The organism is Maribacter sedimenticola, from assembly GCF_900188415.1.
In the GTDB taxonomy this organism is placed as follows: Bacteria; Bacteroidota; Bacteroidia; order Flavobacteriales; family Flavobacteriaceae; genus Maribacter; species Maribacter sedimenticola.
In genome coordinates this window covers 1,104,009-1,120,232 of record NZ_FZNV01000001.1, presented here as the reverse complement: position 1 = coordinate 1,120,232, position 16,224 = coordinate 1,104,009, and the positions used below count along the sequence as shown (strand labels likewise).

General features: G+C 38.7%; 12 protein-coding genes. 2 read left to right on the top strand and 10 right to left on the bottom strand.

The annotated features are described in order from the left end of the window. Window positions 1-5: 5 nt before the first annotated feature. From CHB68_RS04620 to CHB68_RS04575, 10 genes are all read right to left on the bottom strand, one after another. Entirely contained in the window at window positions 6-1,316 is a 1,311-nt protein-coding gene (locus CHB68_RS04620) for a TRAP transporter large permease (RefSeq protein WP_179213136.1), read from the bottom strand. Next, on the bottom strand, window positions 1,317-1,790 hold the full coding sequence (locus CHB68_RS04615; RefSeq protein ID WP_089259649.1) for a TRAP transporter small permease: 474 nt from the start codon (window positions 1,788-1,790) through the stop codon (window positions 1,317-1,319). It lies immediately after the preceding gene. Further along, window positions 1,790-2,800 (bottom strand): TRAP transporter substrate-binding protein, encoded by a 1,011-nt coding sequence (locus CHB68_RS04610; protein ID WP_089259648.1) that lies wholly within the window; start codon window positions 2,798-2,800, stop codon window positions 1,790-1,792. The genes CHB68_RS04615 and CHB68_RS04610 overlap by 1 nt, the downstream gene beginning before the upstream one ends. Before the next feature lie 9 nt (window positions 2,801-2,809). Further along, window positions 2,810-4,006, bottom strand: coding sequence for a mannonate dehydratase (gene uxuA, locus CHB68_RS04605; RefSeq protein ID WP_089259647.1), 1,197 nt, complete (start codon window positions 4,004-4,006; stop codon window positions 2,810-2,812). A gap of 85 nt (window positions 4,007-4,091) precedes the next feature. Next, complete coding sequence (locus tag CHB68_RS04600; protein ID WP_089259646.1) at window positions 4,092-4,910, bottom strand: SDR family oxidoreductase; 819 nt, start codon at window positions 4,908-4,910, stop codon at window positions 4,092-4,094. Next, complete coding sequence (locus tag CHB68_RS04595) at window positions 4,911-6,302, bottom strand: putative oxidoreductase C-terminal domain-containing protein (protein ID WP_089259645.1); 1,392 nt, start codon at window positions 6,300-6,302, stop codon at window positions 4,911-4,913. A 136-nt stretch (window positions 6,303-6,438) separates the two neighbouring features. After that, window positions 6,439-7,815: a Gfo/Idh/MocA family protein gene (locus CHB68_RS04590; RefSeq protein ID WP_089259644.1), complete on the bottom strand. Its 1,377-nt coding sequence runs from the start codon at window positions 7,813-7,815 to the stop codon at window positions 6,439-6,441. A gap of 14 nt (window positions 7,816-7,829) precedes the next feature. After that, window positions 7,830-9,047 carry a DUF6807 domain-containing protein gene (locus CHB68_RS04585; RefSeq protein WP_089259643.1) on the bottom strand — a complete coding sequence of 406 codons (1,218 nt, stop codon included), beginning with the start codon at window positions 9,045-9,047 and terminating at the stop codon, window positions 7,830-7,832. Between the two features lie 174 nt (window positions 9,048-9,221). Beyond that, complete coding sequence (locus CHB68_RS04580) at window positions 9,222-10,895, bottom strand: RagB/SusD family nutrient uptake outer membrane protein (RefSeq protein WP_089259642.1); 1,674 nt, start codon at window positions 10,893-10,895, stop codon at window positions 9,222-9,224. Window positions 10,896-10,907: 12 nt separating this feature from the next. Continuing rightward, window positions 10,908-13,979, bottom strand: coding sequence for a SusC/RagA family TonB-linked outer membrane protein (locus CHB68_RS04575; protein ID WP_245838795.1), 3,072 nt, complete (start codon window positions 13,977-13,979; stop codon window positions 10,908-10,910). Window positions 13,980-14,234: 255 nt separating this feature from the next. Here CHB68_RS04575 and CHB68_RS04570 point away from each other — a divergent pair, with 255 nt between their 5' ends. After that, window positions 14,235-15,251 carry a LacI family DNA-binding transcriptional regulator gene (locus CHB68_RS04570; protein ID WP_089259641.1) on the top strand — a complete coding sequence of 339 codons (1,017 nt, stop codon included), beginning with the start codon at window positions 14,235-14,237 and terminating at the stop codon, window positions 15,249-15,251. 9 nt (window positions 15,252-15,260) lie between these two features. Further along, entirely contained in the window at window positions 15,261-16,190 is a 930-nt protein-coding gene (locus tag CHB68_RS04565; protein WP_089259640.1) for a ThuA domain-containing protein, read from the top strand. Window positions 16,191-16,224: the final 34 nt, after the last annotated feature.

The following is a 16,224-nucleotide window of genomic DNA, read 5'->3' as shown; positions in this document are numbered from 1 at the left end:
GTTTATTAATCAATAAGATCAAAGGCCCTTGGCAGCCAAAGGGAAATTGAAGGAAAATATGTGATCAGCATCAAAACTACCACCATTGCTATCAATAGCGGGATAAGTGGTTTAATTACTTTTGCTACCGGTACTTTGGCCACACCACTACCCACAAAGAGCAAAGTCCCTACAGGCGGCGTACATACCCCTATACAAAGATTAAGAACAATGACCATACCAAATTGTACAGGATGCATGCCCAAGGCCATAGCCACGGGTAAAAAAATTGGGGTGAAAATAAGAACCGCAGGTGTCATATCCATAAACGTGCCTACTATTAATAAAATTAGGTTGATCAGTAAGAATACCGCGATAGGATTACTTACGGAATCTACCAGTAAGCTGGTCAACATTTGCGGTATACCCTCAAAAGAGAATAACCAGGACATAGCCATAGAAGTGGCGATAAGAAACATTACAATGGCAGTTGTCCGTGCACTTTTCAGCAATATGGATTTAAAATCGCCAACATTTAATTCCTTATTCCAAAAACCTAGCAACGCCGCATATACCACCGCTATGGCCGCAGCCTCCGTTGCGGTAAAAATACCGGCTACTATACCCCCTACCACAATAAACAATAAGGTTAGGCTAAGGAATGCGTTCTTAAAATCTACAAACAATTGTTTAAAACCAACCCTATTCGCTTTTGGCAAGCCTTTTCGTTTTGCGTAAATATAGACCATGAGCATAATGGCCAATCCTACTAATATTCCGGGAATATAGCCCGCTATGAACAATGCAGCAACAGAAGCAGTACCACCACTGGCCAAGGCAAATATTATGAGGACATTACTTGGGGGTATCAACAATCCCGTAGTGGATGAACTGATATTTACAGCTGCGCTGAATTCCCTAGGGTAACCTTCACTCTCCATTTTATCGGTAAGGGTACTTCCTATGGCAGAGGCGGCCGCAATTGCCGATCCGGATATGGCACCGAACAGCATGGCAGAAATGATATTTACATAGGCCAAACCGCCGGGTAGGCTCCCAATTAATGATTTTGCAAAATCAATAAGTCTTTTGGCCACGCCGCCCCTGTTCATCAGTTCACCGGCCAAAATAAAAAACGGTATGGCAAGAAGCGCAAAATTATCTATTCCCGTGGTCATACGTTGGCTTGCTGTAGTAACAGATGGCAAAAATGAAATATTGATCAATAATACCAGCATGGTAGATATACCTATGGAATATGCTACGGGAACACCATAGGCCAATAATGCCGCAAAGCTTATGAACAATACCAATACACTTATAAGTTCAATGCTCATCTATAAAAAATTTTGTTTTTTAATATTGTAGATAGAAAAGAAAATTATGATTATACCACACACGGGTACGATGGCATAGACATAACCTAAAGGTACATGTAGGGCAGATGATGTTTGCCCTAAGCTCAAGGTTGTGTACACAAGATTACCCCCACCAATTACCATAATAACGAGCGCAAAAATCGCCATACAGATTTGGATAACTTTTTGTCTTCTCTTTCTTTTTTCGCCGGATAATTTGGATAGTAAAAAATCCATGGACAAATGCCCTTCTTTTTGTCCGTTAATATAGGCAGCTCCCAAAACCGTAAGCCAGATTAAGGAAAATCTTGCAAATTCTTCCGTAAATGAACTTGATTGTCCTATAACGTAACGCGATACTACTTGCCAAACAACATCAATGACCAAAAGGCCAAATATGGTTACCAGCAAATATTCAATACAGGAATTAAGGATAGTATATATTTTTTGCATTATTGGGCCAAGATTTTTTCAATTACCGTTTTCATCTTTTCATCCTGCATCATTTTTTCCATAACACCAGATGCCTTTGCAGAAAATTTAGTCTTATCAGGATATAGGAATTCTACATTGGCTTTCTTTAACACCTCCATATTCTCTGCAACCGTCTCTTGCCAATATTGCTTTTGTTTTATTACACTTTCATTGGCCGCATCTTGTAACCATTGTTGTTCTTGAGTACTTAGTGTATTCCAAAATTTGGTACCTATAACCACCACGTCCGGGACCATCGTATGCTCATCGAACGTATAATATTTACATACTTCATAATGGTTTGAGGTTACAAATGAAGGTATATTGTTCTCCGCACCGTCCACTACATTTTGTTGCAAGGCCGTGTACAGTTCTCCGTAAGCCATTGGCGTTGCCGATCCTCCTAAGGTATTGACCATATTGACCGACATTTCGTCGTTCATGGTCCTTATCTTCATACCGTCCAAATCCTGAGGGGTTTTTACCGGTTTCTTTTTAGCATAAAAACTTCTGGCACCAGCATCATAAAAACAAAGTCCCCTTAAAAGATATGCAGAACTACTTTCCAATAATTCCTTGCCAACCTCGCCTTCCAACACCTTAAATAGATGTTCCCTGTCCCTAAACAAGTAGGGTATACTGGTAACTTGGTACGCTGGTGCAAAATTAGACATGGATGCCGCACTAACCTTGGTCATTGCTATACTTCCGATCTGCAATAATTCCAACACCTCTCGCTCCGTACCCAATTGTCCATCCGGAAAGATTTTCACCACCAATTTGCCGTTAGATTTTTTCTCAACGGATTCCTTCATGGCAACAATTCCCTTATGTACCGGATGTGTTGTAGGTAAAGAATGGGCAAAAAAAAGAATTTTCTTATCGGAATCAATAACACAGGAATTAAAAAGGAACACACAACATAAAAGTGCTCCTATACCATGTTTACCCTTCAATAACCAACTACATATATTCCTTCCTGCTATCATGCACTATTTTTAAATGTTAAGGCCTAACCTTACACCCTTTTCCAATCCCGATAATTGTGCCAAGCCCATTGCCCTTCCTATTAAGGAATACCCGGAATAAAATTCGTTTTGTCTTTTCTTATCATCTAGCAATACATGGCCATGATCTGGTCTCATAGGTATCCTTACCACACCATTACCACTATTCTCCCTTTTTCGCTGTTGTTCAACTATGGCTTTCATTACCTTATCTATTGGTACGGATCCCCCCAAATGTTCAGCTTCATAAAAACTGCCATCTTCTGACCTGGCCACATTTCTTAAATGTATAAAATGAATCTTGTCTCCAAAATCCTCTACGATTTTTACCAGATCATTATCTGCAGATGCTCCTAAGGAACCAGAACAAAAAGTTAATCCGTTACTTGGCGAAGGACAACATTCCAACAAAAATTTAATTTCGTCGTAATTGGATACAATCCTTGGCACACCAAAAACGGAAAACGGAGGGTCATCTGGATGTACCGCCATACGAACACCAATTTTTTCCGCTTCTGGAATGATGGCATTTAAAAAATAAGATAGATTCTCCTGAAGTTGGGTCTTACTAATTTTCAAGACTGTGGCATGGTTGGCCTTGAATTCATCTAACGCGATCAGTTTTCTAGAACCTGGCATTCCCGCCAATATAGATTCTTCCAGTTTCTTTTTACCATCAGCGGAAAGTCCCTCAAAATATGATTTTGCCTCTTGATAAGCTTTCTCAGGGTAGGATTCCTTCGCATTTTCACGCTTAAGGATAAATAGGTCGAACGCTGCTGCCGAAATTGGACTGTACCGTAATGCAGATGCTCCTGTAGGCAAAATATAGTCCAGGTCTGTGCGTGTCCAATCTATTAACTGCATAAAGTTATAGCACACATCATAAATACCATTTTCGGCCAGGTTTTTCAATGTTTGAATATAATTGGCGATATACCGATCTCTTTCTGGCAAACCGTATTTAATAGCAGTGTGGATATTGACACTCTCAACTACAGTCCATTCCATATTATGGGCTTCAATTTCATTTTTAAGTGCGGCAATGGTCTCCACGGACCACACCTCCCCAACAGGTACATTTTGGCATGCCGCCACAATACCTTCTACACCTAATTGACGTATATCTGCCAGTTCTACACCAAATTCAGGTCCAAACCAACGAAATGTTTTTTTTAAGTATTCCATAATTTATATGAGCAACACAATTGTGTATAATTAAAATGCTTTAACAAGATTTAAATATAGTAAACTAGTTATTAAATGTAATGGATTACACACCAGAGAAAGAACTAAATCCACCATCTACATCGAATATGCTACCAGTAACAAAACTAGAGGCATCACTCAGTAGATAATGCACCATACCGTTGAGTTCGGAAGCATCACCAAAACGACCCATAGGTGTATTTTTAATAATACTGTTGCCACGTTCCGTATAAGACCCGTCCTCATTGGTCAACAACCTTCTATTTTGGTTGCCTATAAAGAAACCGGGAGCTATGGCATTTACCCTTAACTTATCCCCATGTTTTGAAGCCAGCTCGTTAGCCATCCATTTGGTAAAGATATCTATAGCTCCTTTAGCCATAGAATAACCTAAAACTCTGGAAATGCTTTGTTTAGCTGCCATTGAAGATATATTTACGATAGAACCATAACCTTGTTCCACCATTAATTCACTTAATATTACGGTTGGGATTACGGTACCAAAAAGGTTAATGTCTACCACCTTACGGGTATCGCCCATGGTAATATCCCTAATGGTCTGTTCCGGTTTTAATGTAGCCCCGGGAATATTGCCCCCTGCTAAATTTACAAGTCCGTCCAAATGTTTAAACTCCTTTTTAATGCCGTCCTTTAATTGTAAAAGCTCTTTTTCATCCATGACATCAACCTTAAAAATAGATGTGCTTTTGGCAACAATATCATTTAGTTCGGATTGTTTGGCCTGCAATTTTTCAAGGGACCTACCAAGTAACAATACATGGGCACCATTTCTGATTAAATATTCTGCAATAGAGCCCCCTAAGGTACCCGTACCTCCGGATAAGGCGTAATTTTTGTTTTTTAAAGACAGTAAATCGTTCATTTAATTTTCTTTTGCTTTCTTATATGCGGCTATGGTGGTATAATATTTGGTCAACATATTGGGAACCTCCCACTTGGGCAGCTCACCAAGTTCCAAATACTTTAAATAATTTGATGTTACTTGCGCAAAATGGGCTTCATGACCAATCTTAAATTGATCGGGAATACCAATTTTCCATTTACCTTCCTCTATTTTTTCCAAAGTAGTACCCGGAAATTGTTCTCCTATCTCATTTTCAATTGCCAAGTTAAGGGATTTCTCAAAATTATCTCCCAATTTAGATTCCACATAAAGCACGGGCTTGAAACCTTCTTCCTTTCCTTGTTTGATAATCAGGTTTGATTTTGTGCCCCGCATAATACTGTAATGCGTATCTCCGGTACCTTCTGGAGCCTTATAATTCCAAATTACGGAAACCTTTGCGTACTTGCCATTAATCTTGTAGGTCATTTCACCGTTGCTAAAAACATTTAAGCCATCTTTTGCTATATCTTTTTCAAGATATTCCGGATAGGTATCCATACCCGTAACATCTTGAAATTCCTGTAATGAAAGAACTGTAGGCCATCTACGTGCATGGACCATTTCTATTTGAGATGAATCTATAATCTGATCCGGAAAAGCTTCCCATTGCACCAAATCTACCAAATGTGTGGTAACGTCCACAATACCCTCGCCCTCTTCATTAACATCAAAAAACCATGCCGGTCTCACTAACGGTTTACCTGATACAAATTTATAAAAGTGATGAACACTCTCTTTGCTTATGGCCGGTTCTTCTGCACTACCATTGACCAGTTCACCAAATATATGCGGCAGCATAGATATTTTCTTTTGCATCATAGTCGTAGACTCAAAACGTTCCGTCATGATATCATAGATCAAAACACCTTTTTCCTCCGCAATCCTAAACGCTTCTTTAAGCTTAGCAAAACCATCAGGATTAATGACCAATGGCTTATCTGCATATACGTTTAAGCCCGCTTTAACCGCTGCAAGGATATAATCTATTTTTTTTGAATTTTTACCCGCAACCACCATAACGTTGCCAGGCTTATCCGTAACCATTTTATGCAAATAATCATCTTGCAAATACGTATTGACCTTCCAAGCCGTTGGGTCATCTGCCCTTGTATTATATTGCGCTATCTTATTTAAAAAATCATCTACCTCTGGTCCTTTGGGTGCAAATACATGAATGGTAGAATCTACTTGGGGATACATGGTCTTTTGAACAAGTGCCGCATGAAAATGTCCTGGGTCTAATGTCATCAACTTAACCAACTGTTCTTTCCCATTGGTAGTTTCCACTTGTTTTTTTTCCCGTGCACATGAAAGGCAAAGAAAAAGTGCAGGCGCCACGATCATTTTAAATTTTAACGTTGTTTTCATTAGTTACATTTTACTAAAAAATATGACCACTACCGGTGGTCATATCCTTATTATTTTCTAGAAGATTCATTTCTAATACACTATGCATTAAAAATAACACCTTCATCATTTATAAACGAAGGAGCTTTCACTTTTTTTAAGCTTTTACATAATTGGTCCCGTAGGGTTTGCGCTGTACCCTTTCTAACATGGCGTTAGCCTCAGGGTCATTAATGAACCACTCATTTTCCGGGTCCCAATTCAACTTACGCGAAAACTGCATGGCAATATCGCTAATAAGACAAACCGTACAAGCTTTATGTCCTTTATCTATAGGAGATATGGGTGCTTTACGTGTTTTGATACATTCTAACCAATTACCATGTTGGTCATCTATTTTTTCTAAATGAATTTCATTTTCCCCAATTACGGAATCCAATATTTTAGGGTCCGATGCATTCAGGGCCTTGGCACTTTTCTCTTTGTCTACCGGATCGGTGGCAGAAGCCGTATAATTTCCTCTGGATACAAAAATCCATCCGTCATCTCCAATATACTGAATTCCGTTAGTATAACCGCCACTGGTATATACGGTAATACCATTATCATATTCATGTTTTACAAAGAAATCTCCATGTACGTTCCATAGGCCGGACTTTGGAAACTCTGCCAAAGCCTCTACGGATATAGGTCCTGACAATTCAGTATTCATACCCCATGCGGCAGAATCGTAATGATGTTGACCCCAACCGGTTATCATACCTGCTCCGTAATTACGGTGCCTTAACCATCCCGGTCTACTATAGCCATCTTGCGGATGCACCCCAATCTCGGTATAGGGAACTTCTGGAGTAGACCCCAACCACATATCATAATTTAAATTACTGGGCACGGGCATTTCTGGTGCTTCCGGACCAGCGGGATCACCGGGTAAACCAATTTTTACGGTATGTATTTTTCCGATCCTACCATTTCTTACCAATTCTGCCGCTACCCTAAATTGTGGCATGGCACGTTGTTGGGTACCCACCTGTAAGATTACATTGTTATCCTGCACTGCTTTACGTAACTGTTGTCCTTCTTTTACTGTTAAAGAAGTTGGTTTCTGAAGATAGATATCCTTACCGGCAATAGCGGCTTCCATAGCGGGTTGCGAATGCCAATGATCGGGGGTACTGATGACTACGGCATCAATATCCTTATTCAATAACATTTCACGGTAATCCCCGTACATCTTGGTATCCATATACTTGTCCTTACCGGTCTTTTGCTTATAGTAACCATCTACCAAGACCTTGGCGTCGTTCATACGTTTACTATCCAGATCGCAAACGGCCACATAACGTGCATTGTCAAACCTTATGGTATCATGAATATCATGGTCACGTGCAATTCTCCCGCATCCTATTTGGCCAATATTTATTTTGTTACTTGGAGCATTTTTACCAAAAACCGAAGATGGTACTATGTTAGGAAATGCTACTGCAGCCGCAGTTCCCAATGATGATTTTTTTATAAAATTTCTTCTTTGCATCTGTGTGTATCTTTTTAGTTTGCGATTGGTTTTAGTTCTAATGGATTTGCAAATGATTGCCAATAGGCCTCTGCTTCCTCTTTGTAGAGTTCACCATCGAACACAATCATTCTGTATTTTAATTCATATTCCTTGTTAGGTTCAATTTGCCATTCTACGTGACGGATCGGACAGAATTCAAAAAACATATCTCCCCTACCTCCATTACCATCAATGGGCCATACACGCATAGGTTCTGGATGCATTCTATTATTTGGGTTACTTAAAAACAATATACCATTGGTACCCTTACCATCACTGGATTCCCCGGTAACTATGGCCCATTTGGCATTAGTACCATCGGCAGTTAGACGGTCTTCACCTTCTGAAGTCAACACTTTACAATTGTCCTTATGCCACCTTTCCGTAAAACGCATACCTAGTCCACCTCCATATCTATACGCTTCAAAAAGAATTCCTTCTGCCAAGGGGGTGGTAAATGAAGAGGTATAGTCCAACATATAACGATCCTCCCTACCAAGGTCCCATAATCTTATTTGAAGATTTTCATTTAATGCAACCTGTGGTTCTGTTTGTGTTTTGTAATCTATATGTTCCTGTACCGCATTAAAACCAGTTGAAACTGCACCATTGGAAATTTCATTAAACTCTTTGAACAGTACCGTACCTTGGCCATCCCCTAGGTTCCAAAAATCTACTCGCATGGTATCTATGCGGGTATGTGTCCATGGTCCCCAAACCCCATAATGATGCCAGTGATCTGGAGGGTTTATCCTGGTCAATGTATCTCCCTTTGGTGTAATGATAGGATGAATAAATCCTGATTTTTTAAAAATGGTATCCACTCCCTTTGGTGGGTAGTGCATACCGTAACGGTAACCTACCAGTGCATTACTGCTATTTTGCAACATTAAATCGCCCTCATTTTTTACCGCTGAAAATTTTTGAGCGGTATGTACAGGTTTGTTATTTACCAGTATTTGATACTCATCTGTACGGTTTTTTTGATGTATGAACCAAATCTTATTTGCAACAGTATCCAAATCAAAGGGAATGATATCATCCCCATTCAATAGGCTAACGTTTTCATCTTTAAGCTCTTCCAGCTCCAAGGATACCGGTGTGTTGATCAATAAGCCGCTACCCTCTTGCAAATAAAAATTATAATCTTTTTTATTTTCCTGACAAGAAATCAGAAATACAACAAATACAATTAAAAATATATTCTTCATTATTTACAAGTTTGGGTAACGGTTATTAAAAAAACTAACTCAACATTATTCACTTAAAAGTATTATAAAAAGATACAACAAACTACATATACTCTTTGTAATTCATTAATATATAGCAACATAACCTATTCCTGTCCTCACTAATTACAGGAATAAGCTACATCTTAAACTATCCTAGTTGTACCCTGGGTTTTGAACCAGTTCAGCACCACGGTTTCCTTCTATCTCATCCGCCGGTATTGGCCAAAGATTAAAATGAGGCTGCATACCGTTTTCAACATAAAACGGATTATAATCCATAACACGCTCATAGATTGTATTGGTTCTCATAAGGGTCAGTCTTCGTTTTTCTTCCAAACCTAACTCACGAACACGCTCATCTAGAATATAATCCAAGGTTACATCACCAGCTTCAACTAAAGAAGCATTTGCCCTATTACGTACCACATTAATATCATCTGCCGCCAATTGTGGCTGACTATTGGCCAAATAAGCCTCTGCCCTAAGAAGATACGTTTCTGCCAATCTTAACATATACTGATCGGTGTACGTACCTCCTGCAGAAGATGTCAACGCATACGGCACGTCACTATTTCTCAATAAGCCATCTGGGTGATTATAAGGTGTAGTCACTTTAGTTGGGAATGCATAGAATTCCCTGATACGTGGCTGTGTTTCCGTAGACCATACCGTATCCCTGCCAATTTCTTCGGCCAATATTGCCAATGCAGATGAATTGTCCTTATTAAACACCCTTACGAAATTATGATTGGCGTTTCTTATATCGTTTACAAAATCTGGATCGCTATCATCCCCGCCCCAAACAGTGTTGGTGTAATATTCCGTTGTAATTCCCCAACCAATTCCACGACCACCGGTATAATCACCTACGGGCCAAGAATTAAAAGGAGCAAACCTTAATAATGGACCAAAATGTCTTTCAAAAGGATACGAGCCACCACGGCTACCGGATTGAAGTCCACCACCCTGCACATCGGTCTCAAATTGAATTACCCATAGCGCCTCGGTATTTCCACTAGACCTATTTTGGTTGCCCCTTCTGAACAAATCCCAAAATACATCACCTGGCTCCTCGTTAGATCGTGTTCCAAATCGCTCTGTCATTAACCCTGTATCACCACTGTTGATTACCGTAGATAGCGCAGTAATAGCTTCTGTAGTATTCCCTAATGCCAATTGCGCTTCACCTAAATAGTGTAGGGCTACCAAATTATTGACACGGCCATCTTGCGCCTCACCTATACTTGGCAAGTTAGCGGCTGCAAACGTTAAGTCATCTATTACTTGGTTTAAGACCTCTTCCCTGGTATTACGAACAAAATCTATTTTAGGTTCAGTTATAGCATCTGTTACAATAGGTACACCTCCATATAACGTAACTAACACATTATAGGCAAAACCTCTAAAAAATCTTGCTTGGGAAATGATATCCTTAATTTCCTCCTCAGTCATTTCTGACTGTGGCGCCAACTCTATTACGGTATTGGCCTCGGAAATATTTTTATATAATAAATTCCAATGAGTGGTTGCTATGGCACCCGCAGGATCATAAGCCTGTACCATATTACCGTGTCTTTGGGTACCACCCGGTTCTCCGTCAAATACTAGATCTGTACCATACAGAAAATCAAAAGGTCTGTTCTCGTCCCTGTTATAAAATTGTCTTCTTACCAAAAAGTACATATTATTTACCGAAGCGGTAAAATCTGCATAGGTACTAAAGGCATTTGCAGAACTTAGAAAATCTTCTGGTTTCTCTTCTAAAAAGTCCTCGTCGCAGGACCAGAAAAAAGAAATAAGCGCTAAAAATATAATTGATTTTTTCATGTTTATTTTTTTTTAAAATGATAAGTTAACACCAAGTGAATATCCTTTTAATACCGGTCTTCCACCCGTTGTTAGACCAACACCGTAAATATTACGATCCGAGTCTTGATATTCCGGATCAAAACCGTTCCAATCTGTCCAAGTGGCCAAGTTCTTACCACTGATAAAGACACTTAGTGCATCTAGGCCTAAACTTTCCAACACATTGTTATCAAAGCTGTACCTTAGGTTTACATCCTGTAATCGTATAAAACTTCTATCCTCATATCTTGTTCCAGCAATACCCGGTCTATTAGGTGCCATGGCATTTAAGCCATCTGGGTTTTGAGGAGACCAGTAGTCTATACCGGATACCACATTCTGGTACAATGTATTTGCATTTCTATACAAAGCATTATCATTACGTGATATGTAGTTGCCATCATTACCCTGTATGGAATTCAAAAAGAAACTGAAAGAAAGGTTTTTATATTTAAAGGTATTTAAAAGGGATATTGCATAAGAAGGATCCCTTGTACCAATGATTTTGCGATCATCTGCCTGTGTGATCAAGCCATCATTGTTTTGATCCACTATCCTATAATTTCCAATACCATAACCATCTGGAATATCATCACCAATTTGATAGATACCATCTGTTTCATAGTCGTAGATTGCATTAATGGATTCCCCAATGAACAACCCACTTTGAATTAAGTCATCCTCTACACCATCACCATCCGCATCTTCGCCGGTGAGCTCCAAAATCTCATTTTTATTTCTTGAATAATTTAAGCCTGCGGTCCATGTAAAATTATCATTTCTAACAATGTCCCCCGTCAATGAAACCTCTAGTCCAGTATTTTGGATTTTACCAACGTTGGTCTGTATATTACTAAAACCGGTTAAGTATGGTATACGTACGGAGAACAAAAGATCATCCGTAATATTTTTGTAGGTATCTATACTTCCGTTCAATCTGCTGGAAAATAGTGAGAAATCTACCCCCACGTTAAGACCGGCCGTTTTTTCCCAACGTAAATTAGGATTTGCCAGAGTAGTCAACTCTTGACCAAAGGCAGGAGAACCTCCATCACCAAAAACATAGGCAGCCTTTGTTCCTAATCTTGCCAAAGAAGTATAGCGACCAGTTTGGTTACCGGCAATACCATAACTTGCACGAACCTTTAGGTTGTTCACCCAATCCGAATTTTGTAAAAAGGATTCATTTGAAGCGACCCACCCTAACGCACCAGATGGAAAGTAAGCGGATTTTTCATTGGCCGCAAAGCCAGAGAAACCATCTCGCCTAATAGTACCCGTAATAATATAGCGGTTATCAAATTTATAATTAGCCCTCAACATTTGATAGTTCAAGGTCTCCTTGAAAGAACTAGATCCAATGATAGGAATAGCTCCTACCGACAAATCATTATACCCCAACGACAACCTGTCAAAACCAGATGCATACGCATTTGTACGCTCGTCCTTACGTTCTATTGCACCGTATAATAATGTTGCGGAAATATCATGTTTACCGAACAACCGGTTGTAATTAAGAAGGTTGTCCAACGTGTAATCCCTATAAAAACGAATATCCTTACCGGCATCACCCGTAAGTCCTGCCCCATAAATACTGGAACCATATCTCTTTTCAATTCTATAATTGTTACCAAAATTAATACGGTAAGAAAGTCCTTCTATAAAAGGTAGGTCCACCTCTGAATACACATTGGCAAAGAAATAATCCTTACGCTCATAATCTTGTGTATTTTGACCTAAAAACGGATTAGGTTCTATGGTACCTGCCGGATTAGGTATTAAATTACCATCTTCATCAAAAGGTACCAATAATGGTGAAAAATTTCTAAGCTGTGAAATATGGGGCTCATCACCATCTAGTTTCTCGAATGATCCAAAAGCCTGCACTCCTATTTTCCATCCTTCGGAAACATTGGTATCTAAATTGACACGTAAACTCCTACGCGAAAAGTTATCATTATTGATAATACCCTCTTGTTCCGTTAAACCCATTGAAACCAAATAACTTGTCGTTTCCGAAGCTCCGGAAATACTGACCTCGTTTTCTTGAACAAAACCGGTTTGGGTACCATTGCCCCACCAGTCATAATCATTATCACTAAATTCACCAGGGTTGGTATCCGACTCCAATTCAAAATTTGCGTTGATTCCCTGACCAGGTTCAAAATAACCTACATAATCAGGATTTGGCGTTGTATAATCCGGACCAAGAAAACGTAAATCATAAAGTTGCATATTAATATGATCAATATAATCCGATCTACGAAGTGGCCTATGGTCTGTAGTAGATTGTAAAGTTGCATAAGAAGAGGATACCGATATTTTGGCTTTTTGATTTCTTCTACCACCTTTGGTAGTAATCAAAATAACACCATTTGCGGCCTGTGCCCCATATACAGCGGTAGAACTAACGTCCTTTAGAACATCAATAGATTCTATATCGTTGGGATTCAACGAAGATAAGGACCCATTGAATTGTATACCGTCCAGGACAATTAAAACACTTTGACTACCATTTAAGGATACCTGCCCCCTAATGGAAATTTCCGGTGTTGAACCGGCAGAATTGACCTGTCCAATATTTAGTCCCGCAACGGTTCCTTGCAGACTCTGTGCAATATTGGTATTAGGGGAATTCTCAAATGCCTCAATATTTGCACTAGCTACGGCACCCGTTACATCTGACCTTTTTTGGCTACCATAACCAATAACCACAACCTCATCTAGATTAGCTACATCTTCCTGAAGAACAACATCTATACTAGCATTGCCGGCCACAGGTTTTGTTTGCGATTTAAAACCTATCAACGAAAAGACAAGTTCCGAGGTGTCGACATCACTAACTTCAATGGAGTAAACGCCATCAAAATCTGATACCGCCCCATTAGTGGTTCCCTTTTCCAAGATATTAGCGTACGGTATAGGAACATTGTTCGCGTCCGTAATAGTACCGGTCACTACGGTACCGTTTTGGGCAAAGGCCGTAAACGAGATAAACAATAACAACAAGGTCATTGTTACACCCGCCCTTTCCCGAATTTTAAGTTTGTTAATTTTTTTCATGAATGTGTAATTAGGTTGATTTTAAGTTCCTCATTTTAAAGTGTAAGTATCACATTTAAAGACAAATCTATATAATCGATTTTAATAATGCAACCGATTGCACAAAAATTTTGTTAAAAAATATAAATTATTAACATTTTTAAGGTGTTAATATCGGATATACCCTAATTTTAAGCATTCAATTTTATTAAAATCTTAAATTTTACGCAATAATTAAGAAAAGTTGCGTAATATTGTTGCGTTAAATACCACCAAATGTCCAAAAAGATTACTATTTACGATTTGGCACAAATGCTAAATGTGTCGCCCGCAACAGTAAGTAGAAGTTTAAACAACCATCATTCCATCAGTGATGCTACCAAAAAGCGCATACTGGAAAAAGCGGAAGAAGTGGGTTATAGAACCAATAAGTTCGCTGCCAATCTTAGCAATCAAAAATCCAATACCATTGGGGTCATTGTACCACGATTAAATTCCTATTTCATGTCTACCGTGCTAGCCGGTATAGAGCAGGTTGCCAATGAGGTAGGTTATAATTTGATTATTAGCCAGTCCTTGGAGTCTGAAGAAAAAGAAAAGATTAATGCAAAGACCTTACTTGATAGCGGTGTAGATGCCCTATTGGTATCTCTGGCCAATGATTCTAAGGATTACAAACATTTTGAGCATTTTACAACACGTAAAATTCCGTTATTATTTTTTGATCGGGTTATTGACCTCCCCCATTGTCCTACAATTTTAATAGACAACCTTTCTGCAGGCTATGAAGCCGGAAAACATCTTATTGAACAAGGTTGTACCAATTTGATGCATATAAGCGGGAATCTTAAAAGAAAACTATATGAGGATCGGTATAAAGGTTTTAAAAATGCATTGTTGGAACATCAATTGGAAATAAACGATTATACTCTAATAGAAACCGACCTGGACCCTAAAAACATACAATCTGTAATTGAAACCATTACAGGTTCTCCAAAAAAAATAGATGGTATTTTTGTAGCTAGTGACAACTATGCCGCCAATTGCATAAAAGAATTAAAAAAAGCGGGGATACGAGTACCACAGGATATAAAAGTAGTAGGGTTCAATAATGATCCAGTTTCTGAAATAATAAGTCCAAATCTCACCACAATTAATTATCCGGGACACAAAATGGGAGTTTTGGCAGGTGAAAGTATTATTGCCCACTTAAAAGGTTCCATAAATTTACAGTCTACCAATACCATTCTATTACGTCATCAACTTATAACAAGAGAATCATCATCCAATTAATAAAAACCAATGAAAACAACACGTATACTTGCTCTCCTATTTTGTTTGTTAATAGGACATTCCTTTGTGTTTGCACAAAGTCTAGAACCTATAAAAATTACCGATGATTGGTTGGCACAATTAGAAGAGCATATTCCCTCGCCTACCGTTAAACCCACCAATAAAAAGAAGGTACTGGTCTTTTCCAAAGCCACGGGATTTGATCATTGGACCATTCCGCATAATATAGAGATGCTTAAACTATTTGGCAAAAAAACGGATGCTTTTGAAATACATGTAGGTTTTGATATTGATAATTTTGATAAAAAAAAATTAAAGAAATATGATGCCGTTGTACTCAACAATTCCAATCCTACCGGTCCTAAAAGAGATTTGTTCTACGACTTGTTAAAAAACTACACTTCTCTCCCTGAAGAGGATATAGTATACAAAGCCAAAACCTATGAGCAGAATTTAATGGACTATGTAAAAAAAGGGGGCGGTCTCATGATATTGCATGGTGCAATAGTGGTACAAAACAATTCCAAGGAATTTAGTGACATGACAGGCGGAAGTTTTGATTATCATCCAAAACAACAACAAATGCATATTAAGGAAGTAGACAGCAAGCACCCTTTGGTAAAAGCCTTTACGGGAAATGGTTTTATACATGTGGATGAACCCTATTTTTTTAAAAATTCCTATTTCAACTATAATTTCAGACCTTTATTATATTTTGAGGTGGATACAATAGAAGACGTTAAACACGAGCCATCAAATAATATAAACTATGTGGCTTGGATTAAACGATATGGAAAGGGAAGGGTCTTTTATTCTTCACCATCACACAACGCACAAAGTTTGGAGCATCCGGAACTGTTACAGTTCTTAATGGATGGATTACAATATGTCACCGGAGATTTAAAGGCGGACGATAGTCCCATGCAACGGCCAAACTAAAATATTAGCAATCCTTTAAAACAGGATTTATATA

Bases quoted from the DNA above. Each gene is read 5' to 3' on its own strand.
- CHB68_RS04620 (WP_179213136.1), bottom strand. From the start codon at position 1,316: ATGAGCATTGAACTTATAAGTGTATTGGTATTGTTCATAAGCTTTGCG.
- CHB68_RS04615 (WP_089259649.1), bottom strand. From the start codon at position 1,790: ATGCAAAAAATATATACTATCCTTAATTCCTGTATTGAATATTTGCTG.
- CHB68_RS04610 (WP_089259648.1), bottom strand. From the start codon at position 2,800: ATGATAGCAGGAAGGAATATATGTAGTTGGTTATTGAAGGGTAAACAT.
- uxuA (WP_089259647.1), bottom strand. From the start codon at position 4,006: ATGGAATACTTAAAAAAAACATTTCGTTGGTTTGGACCTGAATTTGGT.
- CHB68_RS04600 (WP_089259646.1), bottom strand. From the start codon at position 4,910: ATGAACGATTTACTGTCTTTAAAAAACAAAAATTACGCCTTATCCGGA.
- CHB68_RS04595 (WP_089259645.1), bottom strand. From the start codon at position 6,302: ATGAAAACAACGTTAAAATTTAAAATGATCGTGGCGCCTGCACTTTTT.
- CHB68_RS04590 (WP_089259644.1), bottom strand. From the start codon at position 7,815: ATGCAAAGAAGAAATTTTATAAAAAAATCATCATTGGGAACTGCGGCT.
- CHB68_RS04585 (WP_089259643.1), bottom strand. From the start codon at position 9,047: ATGAAGAATATATTTTTAATTGTATTTGTTGTATTTCTGATTTCTTGT.
- CHB68_RS04580 (WP_089259642.1), bottom strand. From the start codon at position 10,895: ATGAAAAAATCAATTATATTTTTAGCGCTTATTTCTTTTTTCTGGTCC.
- CHB68_RS04575 (WP_245838795.1), bottom strand. From the start codon at position 13,979: ATGAAAAAAATTAACAAACTTAAAATTCGGGAAAGGGCGGGTGTAACA.
- CHB68_RS04570 (WP_089259641.1), top strand. From the start codon at position 14,235: ATGTCCAAAAAGATTACTATTTACGATTTGGCACAAATGCTAAATGTG.
- CHB68_RS04565 (WP_089259640.1), top strand. From the start codon at position 15,261: ATGAAAACAACACGTATACTTGCTCTCCTATTTTGTTTGTTAATAGGA.